14 protein-coding genes are annotated in these 12,285 nt (G+C 68.1%); 9 read left to right on the forward strand and 5 right to left on the reverse strand.

Annotation, left to right across the window (positions count from 1 at the left end):
- Window positions 1-8: 8 nt before the first annotated feature.
- A complete protein-coding gene (locus MAA8898_RS14935) occupies window positions 9-182 on the forward strand; it encodes a DUF4169 family protein (RefSeq protein WP_094021835.1) in 174 nt (57 codons plus the stop codon).
- On the forward strand, window positions 179-406 hold the full coding sequence (locus MAA8898_RS14940; protein ID WP_094021836.1) for a ribbon-helix-helix domain-containing protein: 228 nt from the start codon (window positions 179-181) through the stop codon (window positions 404-406). The genes MAA8898_RS14935 and MAA8898_RS14940 overlap by 4 nt, the downstream gene beginning before the upstream one ends.
- Before the next feature lie 30 nt (window positions 407-436).
- On the opposite strand, the gene MAA8898_RS14945 is transcribed toward MAA8898_RS14940, so the two are convergent.
- The 3 genes from MAA8898_RS14945 to MAA8898_RS14955 all read right to left on the reverse strand — a co-directional run bounded on the left by MAA8898_RS14945 (window position 437) and on the right by MAA8898_RS14955 (window position 3,338).
- Window positions 437-1,513: an ABC transporter ATP-binding protein gene (locus MAA8898_RS14945; RefSeq protein ID WP_094021837.1), complete on the reverse strand. Its 1,077-nt coding sequence runs from the start codon at window positions 1,511-1,513 to the stop codon at window positions 437-439.
- Window positions 1,514-1,590: 77 nt separating this feature from the next.
- The gene (locus tag MAA8898_RS14950) at window positions 1,591-2,133 is read right to left on the reverse strand and encodes an RSP_2648 family PIN domain-containing protein (protein WP_094021838.1); all 543 of its coding nucleotides are present in this window, start codon (window positions 2,131-2,133) and stop codon (window positions 1,591-1,593) included.
- On the reverse strand, window positions 2,130-3,338 hold the full coding sequence (locus MAA8898_RS14955) for an RSP_2647 family RNA methyltransferase (protein ID WP_094021839.1): 1,209 nt from the start codon (window positions 3,336-3,338) through the stop codon (window positions 2,130-2,132). Before MAA8898_RS14955 ends, MAA8898_RS14950 begins: the two co-directional genes overlap by 4 nt.
- Before the next feature lie 165 nt (window positions 3,339-3,503).
- On the opposite strand from MAA8898_RS14955, the gene edd reads away from it, so the two are divergent.
- A complete protein-coding gene (edd, locus tag MAA8898_RS14960; protein ID WP_094021840.1) occupies window positions 3,504-5,309 on the forward strand; it encodes a phosphogluconate dehydratase in 1,806 nt (601 codons plus the stop codon).
- Between the two features lie 58 nt (window positions 5,310-5,367).
- Window positions 5,368-6,012: a bifunctional 4-hydroxy-2-oxoglutarate aldolase/2-dehydro-3-deoxy-phosphogluconate aldolase gene (locus tag MAA8898_RS14965; protein WP_094021841.1), complete on the forward strand. Its 645-nt coding sequence runs from the start codon at window positions 5,368-5,370 to the stop codon at window positions 6,010-6,012.
- A 59-nt stretch (window positions 6,013-6,071) separates the two neighbouring features.
- On the opposite strand, the gene MAA8898_RS14970 is transcribed toward MAA8898_RS14965, so the two are convergent.
- Together MAA8898_RS14970 and MAA8898_RS14975 are read right to left on the reverse strand one after the other, a co-directional pair.
- On the reverse strand, window positions 6,072-6,353 hold the full coding sequence (locus tag MAA8898_RS14970; RefSeq protein WP_094021842.1) for a hypothetical protein: 282 nt from the start codon (window positions 6,351-6,353) through the stop codon (window positions 6,072-6,074).
- The gene (locus MAA8898_RS14975) at window positions 6,350-9,127 is read right to left on the reverse strand and encodes a [protein-PII] uridylyltransferase family protein (protein WP_094021843.1); all 2,778 of its coding nucleotides are present in this window, start codon (window positions 9,125-9,127) and stop codon (window positions 6,350-6,352) included. Before MAA8898_RS14975 ends, MAA8898_RS14970 begins: the two co-directional genes overlap by 4 nt.
- 100 nt (window positions 9,128-9,227) lie before the next feature.
- Between MAA8898_RS14975 and MAA8898_RS14980 the strand changes: the two genes are divergently transcribed.
- From MAA8898_RS14980 to MAA8898_RS15000, 5 genes are all read left to right on the forward strand, one after another.
- Window positions 9,228-9,695, forward strand: coding sequence for a YbaK/EbsC family protein (locus MAA8898_RS14980; RefSeq protein ID WP_094021844.1), 468 nt, complete (start codon window positions 9,228-9,230; stop codon window positions 9,693-9,695).
- A 184-nt stretch (window positions 9,696-9,879) separates the two neighbouring features.
- Window positions 9,880-10,314 carry a DUF2852 domain-containing protein gene (locus MAA8898_RS14985; RefSeq protein ID WP_094021845.1) on the forward strand — a complete coding sequence of 145 codons (435 nt, stop codon included), beginning with the start codon at window positions 9,880-9,882 and terminating at the stop codon, window positions 10,312-10,314.
- A gap of 59 nt (window positions 10,315-10,373) precedes the next feature.
- Window positions 10,374-10,817: an RDD family protein gene (locus MAA8898_RS14990; RefSeq protein WP_094021846.1), complete on the forward strand. Its 444-nt coding sequence runs from the start codon at window positions 10,374-10,376 to the stop codon at window positions 10,815-10,817.
- Window positions 10,818-10,980: 163 nt separating this feature from the next.
- Window positions 10,981-11,793, forward strand: a complete 813-nt coding sequence (locus MAA8898_RS14995) for an arginyltransferase (protein WP_094021992.1) — start codon at window positions 10,981-10,983, stop codon at window positions 11,791-11,793.
- A 198-nt stretch (window positions 11,794-11,991) separates the two neighbouring features.
- Window positions 11,992-12,228: a hypothetical protein gene (locus MAA8898_RS15000; RefSeq protein ID WP_094021847.1), complete on the forward strand. Its 237-nt coding sequence runs from the start codon at window positions 11,992-11,994 to the stop codon at window positions 12,226-12,228.
- Window positions 12,229-12,285: the final 57 nt, after the last annotated feature.

Genomic DNA, 12,285 nt, shown 5'->3' on the forward strand with positions numbered 1-12,285 from the left:
ATCCGGCCATGGCCCAACCCGTCAATCTCAACCGCTTTCGCAAGCAGAAGGCCCGCGCCGACAAGCGCCGCGAGGGCGATGCCAATGCCGTGAAACACGGGTTGTCCAAGGCCGAGAAAGACCTGGGCCGCGCCCGCGCCGACAAGGCCCGGCGCGATCTGGACGGGCACGAAAAGGAATGAACGGACGGCCGGTAAAACGCTCGCTGACCTTGCAGGGGCACCGCACCTCGGTGTCGCTGGAGGATCTTTTCTGGCGTGAGTTTCGCCGGATTGCCGAAGAAGATGGCCAGACTCTCAATGCCTTGGCGGCCGAAATTGATGCTGGCCGCGATCCCGAAGTCGGGCTGGCCTCTTCGATCCGGGTCTACGTGCTGGAGCGGGCTCTGGCCTTGCGTGATGCCTGAGCTTTTATCCACAAACCCTTGGAAATAAACTCAATGGGCCGGAAAGACAAAGCAGCGGTCGCGGCGGATGCTGAGCCACATCGGCGTGCCCGGTTTCGGGATGAACACGTTGGGCACCGTCGCCTTGAGCATTTGCCCGTCGTGGTCCATGCGGAATTCGACCAGGCTTTCCGCCCCCATGAAGCGCGCCCGTTCCACCACGCCGCGCGCCGGTGACCCGGTGCGGGCCGAGGGATTCGGCCCCTTGCCGCCACGGTCAAAGTCGATGGCGACGTGCTGCGGGCGGAACACGATCTCGACGCTGCTGCCGTCAGCGTAGCCGGGTGCGAGGAAACGACCGAACGGCGTGGCCACCAGGGCGCCTTGAACTTTGCCGCGCAAAGTGTTGATATCGCTGAAAAACGCCACGGCCTCGCGGTCGATGGGCGAATTGTAGATGTTGTAGGGCGCGCCCTGCTGGACGATGTGGCCGTTGCGCATGAGGGCGATTTCGTCGGCCATGCGCATGGCTTCCTCAGGTTCATGCGTGACCAGCAGGACCGAGGTGCCCTCTTCTTTCAGCAGTTCCAGCGTTTCGTCGCGGATGCCGTCGCGCAACCGGTTGTCGAGGCCGGAAAAGGGCTCGTCCATCAGCATGATGCGCGGGCGCGGCGCCAGCGCACGGGCCAGCGCGACGCGCTGCTGTTCGCCGCCCGACAGCTTGTGCGGAAAGTCGTCGATGTAGCGTTGCAGGCCGACCCGTTCGAGGTAATCCTTGGCGCGCACCTTCTTGTCGATGCCGGGACCCTTGAGCCCGAAGGCCACGTTTTCCCCCACCGTGAGGTGCGGGAACAGCGCAAAATCCTGAAACATCAAGCCGATAGAGCGCTTTTCTGGGGGCACCCGAAACACCGTGTCGCAGATCAGCTTGCCATCGACATGGATGGTGCCGGAGTCCTGCATCTCGACCCCGGCGATGATCCGCAGCGTGGTGGACTTGCCGCAGCCCGAGGGACCCAGCAGGCAGGTGACGTTGCCCGGATGGATCGCCAGCGAGACGTGATCGACCACCGGCTTGCCGTCATAGGTCCGGGTGATGTCGCGGATCTCGAGGCGGGGCGGTGGCACGGCGGTCTTCCTTTCGGTGTCCGACGGAATTCATCGGGTTTGGCGAGAGATAAAGCCGCCCGCGGTCCCCTGCAACCCTATGAGGACAGGGCCTTGGCCAGGCGTGGCAGGCGCGTCTTTTTCAGCAGGTCACGGATCGCCCAGGGTGCGCCGGACAGGGTTTCGGCCCTTTGGCGGACGGTTTCGGCCACCCCGGCGACGGTCTCGGGGGTCGCCTGCCACAGCCCCAGCAGGAAACCGTCCGGATCGGCGCGGCTGAGGCCCTCTTCGGCCAGCACGCCGCGCGGGAAATCCTGCGCGTTGACGGTCAGGATCAAGTCGGCGCTGCCTGCGACTGCGGCGGCCAGCACATGCACGTCCCCCGCGTCCGGCAGCCAGAGGCGCGCCTCGAGCGAGGGTTTCCAGCTGACCTCGGCCTGCGGCCAGGCAGTGCGGACCAGGGCGATCTCGCCGCGCGCCTGCGTCTCGCCCTCGGGGCCGATCTTGCGCGCCGCGCGCGCCCATTCCTCGAGGATGCGGGCGGACCAGAGGGGTGTGAACAGGCCTTGTGCCGCGACGCCCAGCAGGACTTCGCGCATCACGGTCGGGTAGAGGACACAGGTGTCCAGCAGCACCTTCACAGGCGGAAGACCAGCGCCTTGAGATAGCCCGACTCGGCCAGTTGCGGCAGCAGCGGATGGTCCGGCCCGGCAAAGCCGGTGTGGATCAGCTGCGCGCGCCGCCCGGCACGGCCGATGCCGCGCAGGCAGGCGCCGGTAAAGGCAGCCAGATCAACGGCATGCGAGCAGGAGCAGAGCACCAGGTAGCCGTCCTGAGCGACCAGCGGCGCGGCCAGCCGCGCGACGCGTTCGTAGGCGCGCAGGCCCTTTTCCAGCGCCGGCTTGGCCGGGGCAAAGGCCGGCGGGTCGCAGACCACCAGATCATACGCCGCGTCTTCGGCCGCCAACGCCTCGAGCGTGGCAAAGGCGTCGCCCTGCCGGGTCTCGAACCGCTCGGCCGCGCCCATGCGGGCCGCGCCCTCGGTCGCCAGCGCCAGCGCCGGGGCCGAGCCGTCCACCGCCAGCGCGTGGGTGGCCCCCTGCGCCAGCGCCGCCAGGGCAAATCCGCCGACGTGGCTGAACACGTCCAGCACCCGCGCGCCACGCGCCAGCCGGGCGGCAAAGGCGTGGTTGTCGCGCTGGTCGTAGAACAGCCCGGTCTTTTGCCCGCCGGTGAGGTCGGCCATGTAGGTCGCGCCGTTCATGACCACGGGCAGCGGCGCATCGGGCGCCGTGCCGCACAACACCGCGTCGGCATCGTCCAGCCCCTCCAGCGCCCGGCCCCGGCCGCCGCCGTTCTTCAGCACGGTAACCGCGCCGGTTTCGGCCAGCAGCGCCTGCGCCAGCAGGTCGAGATGCGTCTCGGCCCAGGCGGCGTTCGGCTGCACCACGAGCGTATCGCCAAAGCGGTCGACGATGACGCCGGGAAAGCCGTCGGCCTCGGCGTGGATCAGCCGGTAATAGGGGGCGTCGTAGAGCGCCGTCCGCAGGCCGAGCGCCTTGCGCACGCGCGCGGTCAGCCAGTCGGCGTTCACCTCGGCGGCAGGGTCGCGGTCCAGCACCCGCGCCACAATGCGCGAGGCCGGGTTGACCGCCACCGTGGCCAGCGGATAGCGCTCGGCGTCCTCCAGCGTGGCGATGGTGCCGGGCGCGATCGCCTTGGACCGCCGGTCCATCACCAGTTCGTTGTCAAAGACCCAAGGCGAGCCGCGCTTGATCGCGGCGACGTTGGCCTTCGGTTTCAGCCGCAACACCGGGCGGCGCTCATCGGGGGTATCCTGCGTCATGCGCCTCGCTTATCCTGCTTTCAGAGCCTTGGAAAGCAGGACCGCGCGGGTGCGGGTCGCTGGCCAAATCCGCCGCAGGGCTGGATTCGGCCCTTTACCGTTAGCGCTAACTGTCGTAAGGGGAAGCCAACCGAAGGCCCACGCCCACCCCAAGGGGAGAGACACATGCCGATCGACGCCACCATCGCCCGAGTCACCCAGCGCATCGAAGAGCGTTCCGCCGGAATGCGCGCCACCTACCTCGACCGGATGCGCCGCGCCGCCGAGGAAGGCCCCCGCCGCGCCCACCTGACCTGCGGCAACCAGGCCCATGCCTATGCCGCGATGGGCGGCGACAAGGAGGCGCTGGCCGCCGGCCGCGTCCCGAACCTCGGCATCGTGACCGCCTACAACGACATGCTCTCGGCGCATCAGCCCTTCGAGCATTACCCCGAGATCATCCGCCGCGCCGCGCGCGCCGCGGGCGGCACCGCGCAGGTGGCGGGCGGCGTGCCCGCCATGTGCGACGGCGTCACCCAGGGCCAGGTCGGCATGGAACTGTCGCTGTTCTCGCGCGACGTGATCGCGCTGGCCGCCGGCGTGGCGCTCTCGCACAACACCTTCGACGCGGCTGTCTACCTCGGCGTCTGCGACAAGATCGTGCCCGGGCTGGTGATCGCGGCGGCGACCTTCGGCTACATCCCCGGCATCTTCATCCCCGCCGGTCCGATGACCTCGGGCCTGCCGAACGACGAGAAGGCCAAGGTACGCCAGCAGTTCGCCACCGGCGAAGTGGGCCGGGACAAGCTGATGGAGGCCGAGATGGCCTCGTATCACGGGCCGGGCACCTGCACCTTCTACGGCACCGCGAACACCAACCAGATGTTGATGGAATTCATGGGCCTGCACCTGCCGGGCACCAGTTTCGTCAATCCCGGCACCCCGCTGCGCGAGGCGCTGACCACCGAGGCGGCCAAGCACGCGCTGTCGATCACCGCGCTGGGCAATGCCTATCGCCCGGTCTGCGACATCCTCGACGCCAAGGCCTTTGTGAACGGCATCGTCGGCTTGATGGCCACGGGTGGCTCGACCAACCTGGTGATCCACTTGCCCGCCATGGCGCGCGCCGCCGGGATCGCCCTGGCGCTCGAGGACTTCGACGAGATCAGCTCCGTCACGCCGCTGATGGCCAAGGTCTATCCCAACGGCCTCGCCGACGTGAACCATTTCCACGCCGCGGGCGGGTTGCAGTACATGATCGGCGACCTGCTGGACGCCGGGTTGCTGCATGACGACGTCAAGACCGTGGCCGGCGACGGCCTGTCGCTCTACACCCGCGAACCGGTGCTGGCAGATGGCGCGGTCGCCTACCGCGACGGCCCGAAAGAGACCCAGAACGACAAGATCCTGCGCCCCTCCGGCGCCCCGTTCCAGAAGTCCGGCGGGCTGAAGCAGCTGCACGGCAACCTGGGCCAGGGCATGATCAAGGTCTCTGCCGTGGCGCCCGAGCGTCACGTGATCGAGGCCCCGGCCCGCATCTTCCAGGACCAGGACAGCGTCAAGGCGGCCTTCAAGGCCGGTGAGTTCACCTCCGACACGGTGGTGGTCGTCCGTTTCCAGGGGCCGAAATCCAACGGCATGCCGGAACTGCACGGGCTGACGCCGACGCTGGCGGTATTGCAGGATCGCGGGCTGAAGGTGGCGCTGGTCACCGATGGCCGCATGTCCGGCGCCTCCGGCAAGGTGCCCGCCGCGATCCACGTCTCGCCCGAGGCGGCGGACGGCGGCCCGCTGGCGCGCCTGCGCGACGGTGATATCGTGCGGATCGACGCGGTGAACGGCACGCTGGAAACCCTCGCCCCCGACTTCGACAGCCGCGAGCCGGCGACCGCCGACCTTTCCGGCAACGGCCATGGCGTCGGACGCGAGCTTTTTGCCGCCTTCCGCGCCAACGTCGGACTTGCGTCGACCGGCGCCGGAGTGGTTGTGTGACCCTGCCGCTTCTTCTCTGTAAAAATACCCCATTCCCACCCATCAAGGACAGACCACGATGACCCCCCAGGACGCCAGCAAACGCAGCGAGGAGCTTTGCCGCCTCGCCCCCGTGATTCCGGTCCTCGTGATCGACGACGCCTCTACCGCCCGCAGGCTGGCCGAGGCGCTGGTCGCCGGCGGCCTGCCGGTGCTGGAGGTGACGCTGCGCACCCCCGCCGCGCTGGACGCGATCCGCGAGATGGCCAAGGTCGAAGGCGGCGTGGTCGGCGCGGGGACGCTGCTGAGCCCGGCGGATGTCAAGGCCGCCGTCGCGGCCGGCGCGCGCTTTGGCGTGTCGCCGGGCGCCACGGACCGGGTGCTGGAGGCCTGCGAAGAGGCGGACCTGCCGCTGCTGCCGGGGGCCGCCACCTCGTCCGAGGTCATGCGCCTGCTGGAGCGCGGTTACACCGTGCAGAAATTCTTTCCCGCCGAGGCGAACGGCGGCGTGCCCGCGCTGAAGGCGATCGGCGCGCCGATCCCGCAGGTGCGTTTCTGCCCGACCGGCGGCGTCAGCCCGTCGAACGCGCAGTCCTACCTGGACCTGTCCAACACGCTCTGCGTCGGCGGCAGCTGGGTCGCGCCCAAGGACGCGGTGCAGGCCGGCGACTGGAAACGCATCGAGGAACTGGCCCGCGCCGCAGCCGCGCTGCCGCGCAGCTGAGACCAGAAACGGGCGGCCACGAGGCCCCGGATCAGGTCCGGGACGGGGGCCGCCCGAACTCAGCCTTTGACATCCGGACGCGGCCGCGACTTCCAGCCGCCGCGCCGGCGCGGCTTGGCCTCGGCACCCAGCCCCTCGCGCAGGACCTGCGTCATGGGATGGTCAGCCGCCGCGCCGTGGAGCGCCAGAAGCGCCCCGATCAGCACCTGCGTGTCCACGCCGGACGGCAGCGACAGCGCCCAGTCAAGGAAGATCGACCGGCACTCGCCGGTGGTGATTCCCTCGATCGCATAGGCATCGGCCACCAGCCCCTTGGGGTCGATCTCGTCACCCTTCTTCACTCTGCATCCTCCGGTTTCGGCAATACGCCGTCGATGATGTCGGCCGCCCGGGCCGCCTGTGTCTCGATCGTGCCGCGCAGCGCGGCCATGTCCGCCGCCCCGGTCAGGCGCAGCAGAAAGGCGCAGCCGCCCGAGCCCAGCCGCTCCGGATCCAGCCCTTCGTCGCTGACCAGCCGCGCGCCGATCTGCAAGGCCCAGAACAGCTCGTAGGCTTCGATCAGCGCGGCGCGGGCGGCCTCGGGCAGCCAGTCGGCCTGACGAAGTGCGCGCGGCGCCTCGCGCAGCGGCTTGGCCGCGATCAGCGCGCACATCTGCGAGAACAGCTCCACGTCCTGCAACCGCCCGCGGCCGATCTTGGCGTCCAGCAGCCCGCCGTTGCCCTTGGCCGCGGCGATCCGGGCGCGCATCTCGGCCACCGCCGTCTTGACCTCTGCCGGGTCGCGCGGCTGGCCGATGATCTCGCGGCGGAACCCCTCGACATCCGCGGCCAGGTCGGCCGGCCCCGCGATGACCCGCGCGCGGGTCATCGCCAGGTGCTCCCAGACCCAGGCCTGTTCGCGCTGGTAGTCCTGGAACGCGGTCCAGGAGGTGGCCACCGGCCCCTGATTGCCCGAAGGGCGCAGCCGCATGTCCACCTCGTAGAGCTTGCCCTCGGCCATCGGCGCGGTCATCGCGGTGATCAGCGCCTGCGTCAGGCGGGCATAGTAGGCCCGGCTGGGCAGCGGCCGCCGCCCTTCCGAGGACTCGACCCCGTCGGCATCGTAGATCACGATCACGTCGAGATCGGACCGTGCGTGCTGCCGCCGCGCGCCCAGCGATCCCATGCCGACCACCACCGCGCCCCGCCCCGGCGGCGCGCCGTGCTTTTCGGCGAACACCTCCTGCACCACCGGCCAGAGCGCCGACAGCGCCGCGCCCGCGAGGTCGGCATAGGCCTTGCCCGCCTCGTCCGGTCCCATCAGCCCGCGCAAAAGGTGCACGCCGACGCGGAAATGCCAGTCCTTGGCCCACCGCCGCGCGGCGTCCAGCTTGCGCTCGTAATCGCCCGCTTCCTCCAGCTGTCGCACCAGGTCGGCGCGCAGCGCGTCCGATCCGGGCCAGGGGCTGAAGAAATCCCCCGCGATCACCGCGTCAAAGACCGAGGCGTTGCGCGACAGGTAGCGCGCGAGGTCGGGCGAGGTGCCGACGATGTCGACCAGCAGGTCGACCAGCTGCGGGTTGGCCTCGAACAGCGCAAACAGCTGCACCCCCGCCGGCAACCCGGCGAGAAAGCTGTCGAAAGCGGTCAGCGCCTCCACCGGCTGCGAGGTTTCGGACAGGCGGCGCAGGATCTCCGGCCGCAGCCGTTCAAAGATCGTCACCGCGCGCTGCGACCGCAGGCAGGCATAGTTCAGCCAGCGGCCCGGCAAGGGGCTGTCGGCAAAGATCTCGGGGATGCGGACCGCCTCGCGCGCACCGGGCGCGAAAAAGCCCTCGGTCAGCTCGTGCACCTCGGTCAGCCGCTCCAGCAGCTCGACCTTCAACTCGTCCGCGCTGCGCCCCATCAGGCTAGCAAGCCGGGCAAAATCCTCAGGCGATTTCGGCAGGTCGTGGGTCTGCGCGTCGCCGATCATCTGCACCCGGTGTTCGACCTCGCGGTGGGCGCGGTAGTGGTCGGCCAGCACCTCGGCCACCTCGCCCGGCACCCAGCCCTTTTGCGCCAGCATGCGCAATCCCTCGACCGTACCGCGCACCCGCAATTCGGGGTCGCGACCGCCGGCGATCAGCTGCCGGGTCTGGGTAAAGAACTCGATCTCGCGGATGCCGCCGCGCCCCAGCTTCATGTTGTGCCCGGGCAGCAGGATCTCCCTGTGAAAGCCCTTGTGCTCGCGGATGCGCAACCGCATGTCGTGGGCGTCCTGGATCGCCGCGAAATCCAGGTGCTTGCGCCAGACGAAAGGCGTCAGCGTGGCTAGGAACCGCTCTCCGGCGGCGATGTCCCCGGCGGCGGCGCGCGCCTTGATGTAGGCGGCGCGCTCCCAGGTACGGCCGACGCTCTCGTAATAGCGCTCGGCGGCTTCCATGGCGATGCAGACCGGGGTGACGGACGGATCGGGCCGCAGCCGCAGGTCGGTGCGAAAGACATAGCCGTCGCCGGTCAGGTCGTTCAGCGTGGCCGCCATCTTGCGCGTGGCGCGCACCAGCACCGCGCGCGCCTCGTGGTAATCGTCCGGGTCGTAGCGCGTTTCGTCGAACAGGCAGATCAGGTCGATGTCGGAGGAGTAGTTCAGCTCGCCCGCGCCCATCTTGCCCATGGCCAGCGCCACCATGCCGCCGGCGGTGGCGATGTCGTCCTCGGTCATGCCGGGCAGCTTGCCCCGGGCGATCTCGGGCGCCAGCGCGGCGCGCAGCGCAAGGGTCACGGCGTGGTCGGCGAAATCCGTCAGCTCGCCCGTCACCTGCTCCAGCTCCCAGACGCCGCCCAGGTCGCAGAGCGCGATCAGCAGCGCCATCCGCCGCTTGGCCAGGCGCAGCGCACTGCCGGTCTCGGCCGGTGCCAGGTCGGCAAGACCGGCCCGCAGCTGCGCCACCGCGTCCTCGGGGTCGTCCAGCGCCGTCTCCAGCCAGTCCGCCTCGCGCAGGATCAGCCCGCGCAGGTAGGGGCTGGAGCCGCCGGTCCCCTCCAGCAGATCGGCGACGGGGCCGGTGGCCCAGGGACAGGCGGTGCGCGTTTCGGCCCCCTGATCGGGGTCGAAGGCGCGGGGAAGGCGGGTGATGCGTCGTGCGAAATCCATGCCCCCTAATGGCCATGCGCCCGCGAAAAGCGCAACTCCCTTGCGGCGGCTTCCGCCCTGCCGCAGTCTGCCGCCCAAGCAGGACATGAGGACAAGACCGATGAGCAAGAGCCTGAAACGGGTGCGCAGCGCGCTGCAAGCGGCGGGATTGCCCGCCGAGATCCGCGAGGTCGGGCAGGCCCGCACCGCGCAGGACGCCGCCGAGAGCGTCGGCTGCACGCTGGACCAGATCGTCAAGTCGATCATCTTCCGCGCCGAAACCTCGGGTCAGGCGGTGCTGTTCCTGACCGCGGGCGGCAACCGCGTCTGCGCCGACAAGGCCACCGCGCTGGCGGGCGAGCCGCTGGGCAAGGCCGATGCCGAGCTGATCCGCGCGCAGACCGGCTTTGCCATCGGGGGTGTTGCGCCGGTCGGGCACCTTGCACCGATCCGCGCCTGGCTGGACCCGCGGCTGCTGGACTTTGCCACGGTCTGGGCCGCCGCCGGCACGCCGCGCCACGTGTTTCCTGTCGATCCGCGCGCCCTGCCCGGCCTGACCGGGGCGCAGGCTGCGGATTTCACGCTCTGAACCGCGGCTTCTTCTTGGTGGAAATACTCCGAAATACCTCAAGAATAACGTGCAACATATTGAAATAACAGTACGCTTTCAGATAATGTAAAAAACGTTCACATCACGTCTTGAAAGACCGCCCGGAAACTCCGATCTTCCATAATGTGAAAGACATTCACATCACACCACAACGGAGAGAGACATGACCACCGCCGCATATACGTCCCACCTGCCCGCCAACGCCGGTTGGTTTGCGCGGGCCGAGGCCTGGCTGGATTCCAAGGGCAAGGGTGCCTGGATCGCGGCCATGGTTCTGGGTTTCGTGTTCTTCTGGCCCGTCGGCCTTGCCCTTCTTGCCTACCTGATCTGGAGCAAACGCATGTTCAACAAATCCTGCCGCCACAGCCGCCACATCGACAGCCGCAAGGCCGCCTGGATGGCGATGAAACCCTCGGGCAACAGCGCCTTCGACGCCTACAAGACCGACACGCTGCGCCGGCTCGAGGCCGAACAGCAGGCCTTTGAGGAGTTCCTCGAGCGGTTGCGCGAAGCCAAGGACAAGTCCGAGTTCGACCAGTTCATGGACGACCGTGCGCGCCGCGCCCGGACCGAGTCCGACGACACCCAGCCCGCCTGACGAAACGATCGCGCCTCCCGGACCGCCGGGGGGCGCCTCTTTCCCGACCGGAGCCAAGAATGTATACCGACGCCATGTCCCACCTGCCCGACCCGGACCGCCAAGCCGTCTTTTACGACGGCGTCACCGTCAAGCGCGGTCTGGCCTGGGTCGTGGACACGCTTGTCATCACCCTGATCACCCTGCCCGTCGCCCTATTCACCATCGTCGGGCTGTTCATCCTGCCGCTGATGTTCCTGCTGATCGGCTTTCTCTACCGCTGGATGACCATTGCTGGCAGTTCCTCGACCTGGGGCATGCGCCTGATGAACATCGAGTTCCGCAACGCCCACGGCCGGCGGCTGGATGGCGGCGAGGCGTTCCTGCACACGCTGGGGTTCACGCTGATCGCGACCACGGTGATTCTCCAGGTCGTGTCCATCGTGATGATGTTTGTCACCGAACGTGGCCAGGGCCTGCACGACGTGGTGCTGGGCACGGTGGCGCTGAACCGTCGCGCCTGAGGCGACAGAGCGTGGCTCGGCCCGCCGCTGATCCCGGTGGGCCGACAATCAACCACGGCATCGGAAAGGACCCGCCGGTACGGGGCCGGCGGCGCGAAGACCCTCTTGGCGCAGGGAAAGATCGTTGTTACCGTTCCCTTAAATACACGAGGTGTCCGTCGACATGCGCCACTCGCTGCCGCTTGCTCCGCAGTTCTATGTTACCGCTCCGCAGCCCTGCCCCTATCTCGAGGGCCGCATGGAGCGCAAGCTGTTCACCGCCCTCCAGGGCGAGGCGGCGCAGAAACTGAACGACTCGCTGTCCAAGCAAGGCTTTCGCCGCTCGCAGAACGTGCTGTACCGGCCGTCCTGCGCCGAATGCGCCGCCTGCCTGTCGGCGCGCATCGACGTGGAACGCTTTGAACTGACCCGTAACCAGAAGCGCCTGCTGAAACGCAATGCCAACCTGGAACGCCGCGCCACCAGCCCCTGGGCGACCGAGGAACAGTACGAGCTGTTCCGCCGCTACCTGGACGAGCGCCACGCCGATGGCGGCATGGCGGACATGGACGTGTTCGAATTCGCCGCGATGATCGAGGAAACCCCGATCCGCAGCCGGGTGATCGAATATCTCGACCGCGACAGCGGCAAGCTGATCGCCACCTGCCTGACCGACATGCTGGATGACGGGCTGTCGATGGTCTATTCGTTCTACGAACCCGACCTGGCGCGCAAGTCGCTGGGCAAGTGGATGATCCTCGACCATGTCGCCATCGCGCGCGAGGCCGGCCTGCCCTACGTCTACCTGGGCTACTGGGTGCCCGGCAGCGACAAGATGGGCTACAAGGCGCAGTTCAACGCGCTGGAGATCTACCGCCGTGGCCGCTGGGAGCGGCTGGAAAGCGCGCAGGATTTCTCGGCCGAGATGCACCCGCTGTCGACGGACCCGATCGCCGAGCAGGTGGCCAACATCTCCTTTCCGGACACGCGCAGCTGATCCGACACCATCGGATCCGGGCCGGTTTGGCGGTATTTCCCGACAGGACCCGAGGCGACGTAACCCGCTCAAAGGCTTGCGATTCTTCGGTCCATCGGATGGTGCCGATGCAAGTGTGGGGTTTTTCCCCGTAAGATTACATTCATTTGCATCTATGTTTTCGCAAACAGCGCAATTCGAACCCAGGAGTTAGATGCCATGAAAAGACCTGACCAGCACGTTGCCGCGATCCAGAAGGATATCAGGAACCTCCCCGTTGGCGAAGGCATTCCCTATCTCCGGGACGTGATCGTACCGCTGGTCGAAAACCTGGGATATGAACTGGCGCGCCTGCCCGATGTTTCCGTTGCGCCGTCGGCCTTCGTGTTTTCCAACGATCTGGACAAGCGGTTTCGCTGGCTCGAAAGCACAACCCGGTCCGCTCTTTCACCGTGAGGCTTCCGGGAGCATCCCGCGCTGACCCACAACGGAAAAACGCGCCGCAGGGGCGGC

This window comes from Antarctobacter aquimaris (assembly GCF_900184945.1).
GTDB classification, from domain to species: domain Bacteria; phylum Pseudomonadota; class Alphaproteobacteria; order Rhodobacterales; family Rhodobacteraceae; genus Maliponia; species Maliponia aquimaris.

What these genes read in the sequence shown, in the direction of transcription:
- MAA8898_RS14935 (WP_094021835.1), top strand. Translation starts at nt 9, where the DNA reads ATGGCCCAACCCGTCAATCTCAACCGCTTTCGCAAGCAGAAGGCCCGC.
- MAA8898_RS14940 (WP_094021836.1), top strand. Translation starts at nt 179, where the DNA reads ATGAACGGACGGCCGGTAAAACGCTCGCTGACCTTGCAGGGGCACCGC.
- MAA8898_RS14955 (WP_094021839.1), bottom strand. Translation starts at nt 3,338, where the DNA reads ATGACGCAGGATACCCCCGATGAGCGCCGCCCGGTGTTGCGGCTGAAA.
- edd (WP_094021840.1), top strand. Translation starts at nt 3,504, where the DNA reads ATGCCGATCGACGCCACCATCGCCCGAGTCACCCAGCGCATCGAAGAG.
- MAA8898_RS14965 (WP_094021841.1), top strand. Translation starts at nt 5,368, where the DNA reads ATGACCCCCCAGGACGCCAGCAAACGCAGCGAGGAGCTTTGCCGCCTC.
- MAA8898_RS14975 (WP_094021843.1), bottom strand. Translation starts at nt 9,127, where the DNA reads ATGGATTTCGCACGACGCATCACCCGCCTTCCCCGCGCCTTCGACCCC.
- MAA8898_RS14980 (WP_094021844.1), top strand. Translation starts at nt 9,228, where the DNA reads ATGAGCAAGAGCCTGAAACGGGTGCGCAGCGCGCTGCAAGCGGCGGGA.
- MAA8898_RS14985 (WP_094021845.1), top strand. Translation starts at nt 9,880, where the DNA reads ATGACCACCGCCGCATATACGTCCCACCTGCCCGCCAACGCCGGTTGG.
- MAA8898_RS14990 (WP_094021846.1), top strand. Translation starts at nt 10,374, where the DNA reads ATGTATACCGACGCCATGTCCCACCTGCCCGACCCGGACCGCCAAGCC.
- MAA8898_RS14995 (WP_094021992.1), top strand. Translation starts at nt 10,981, where the DNA reads ATGCGCCACTCGCTGCCGCTTGCTCCGCAGTTCTATGTTACCGCTCCG.
- MAA8898_RS15000 (WP_094021847.1), top strand. Translation starts at nt 11,992, where the DNA reads ATGAAAAGACCTGACCAGCACGTTGCCGCGATCCAGAAGGATATCAGG.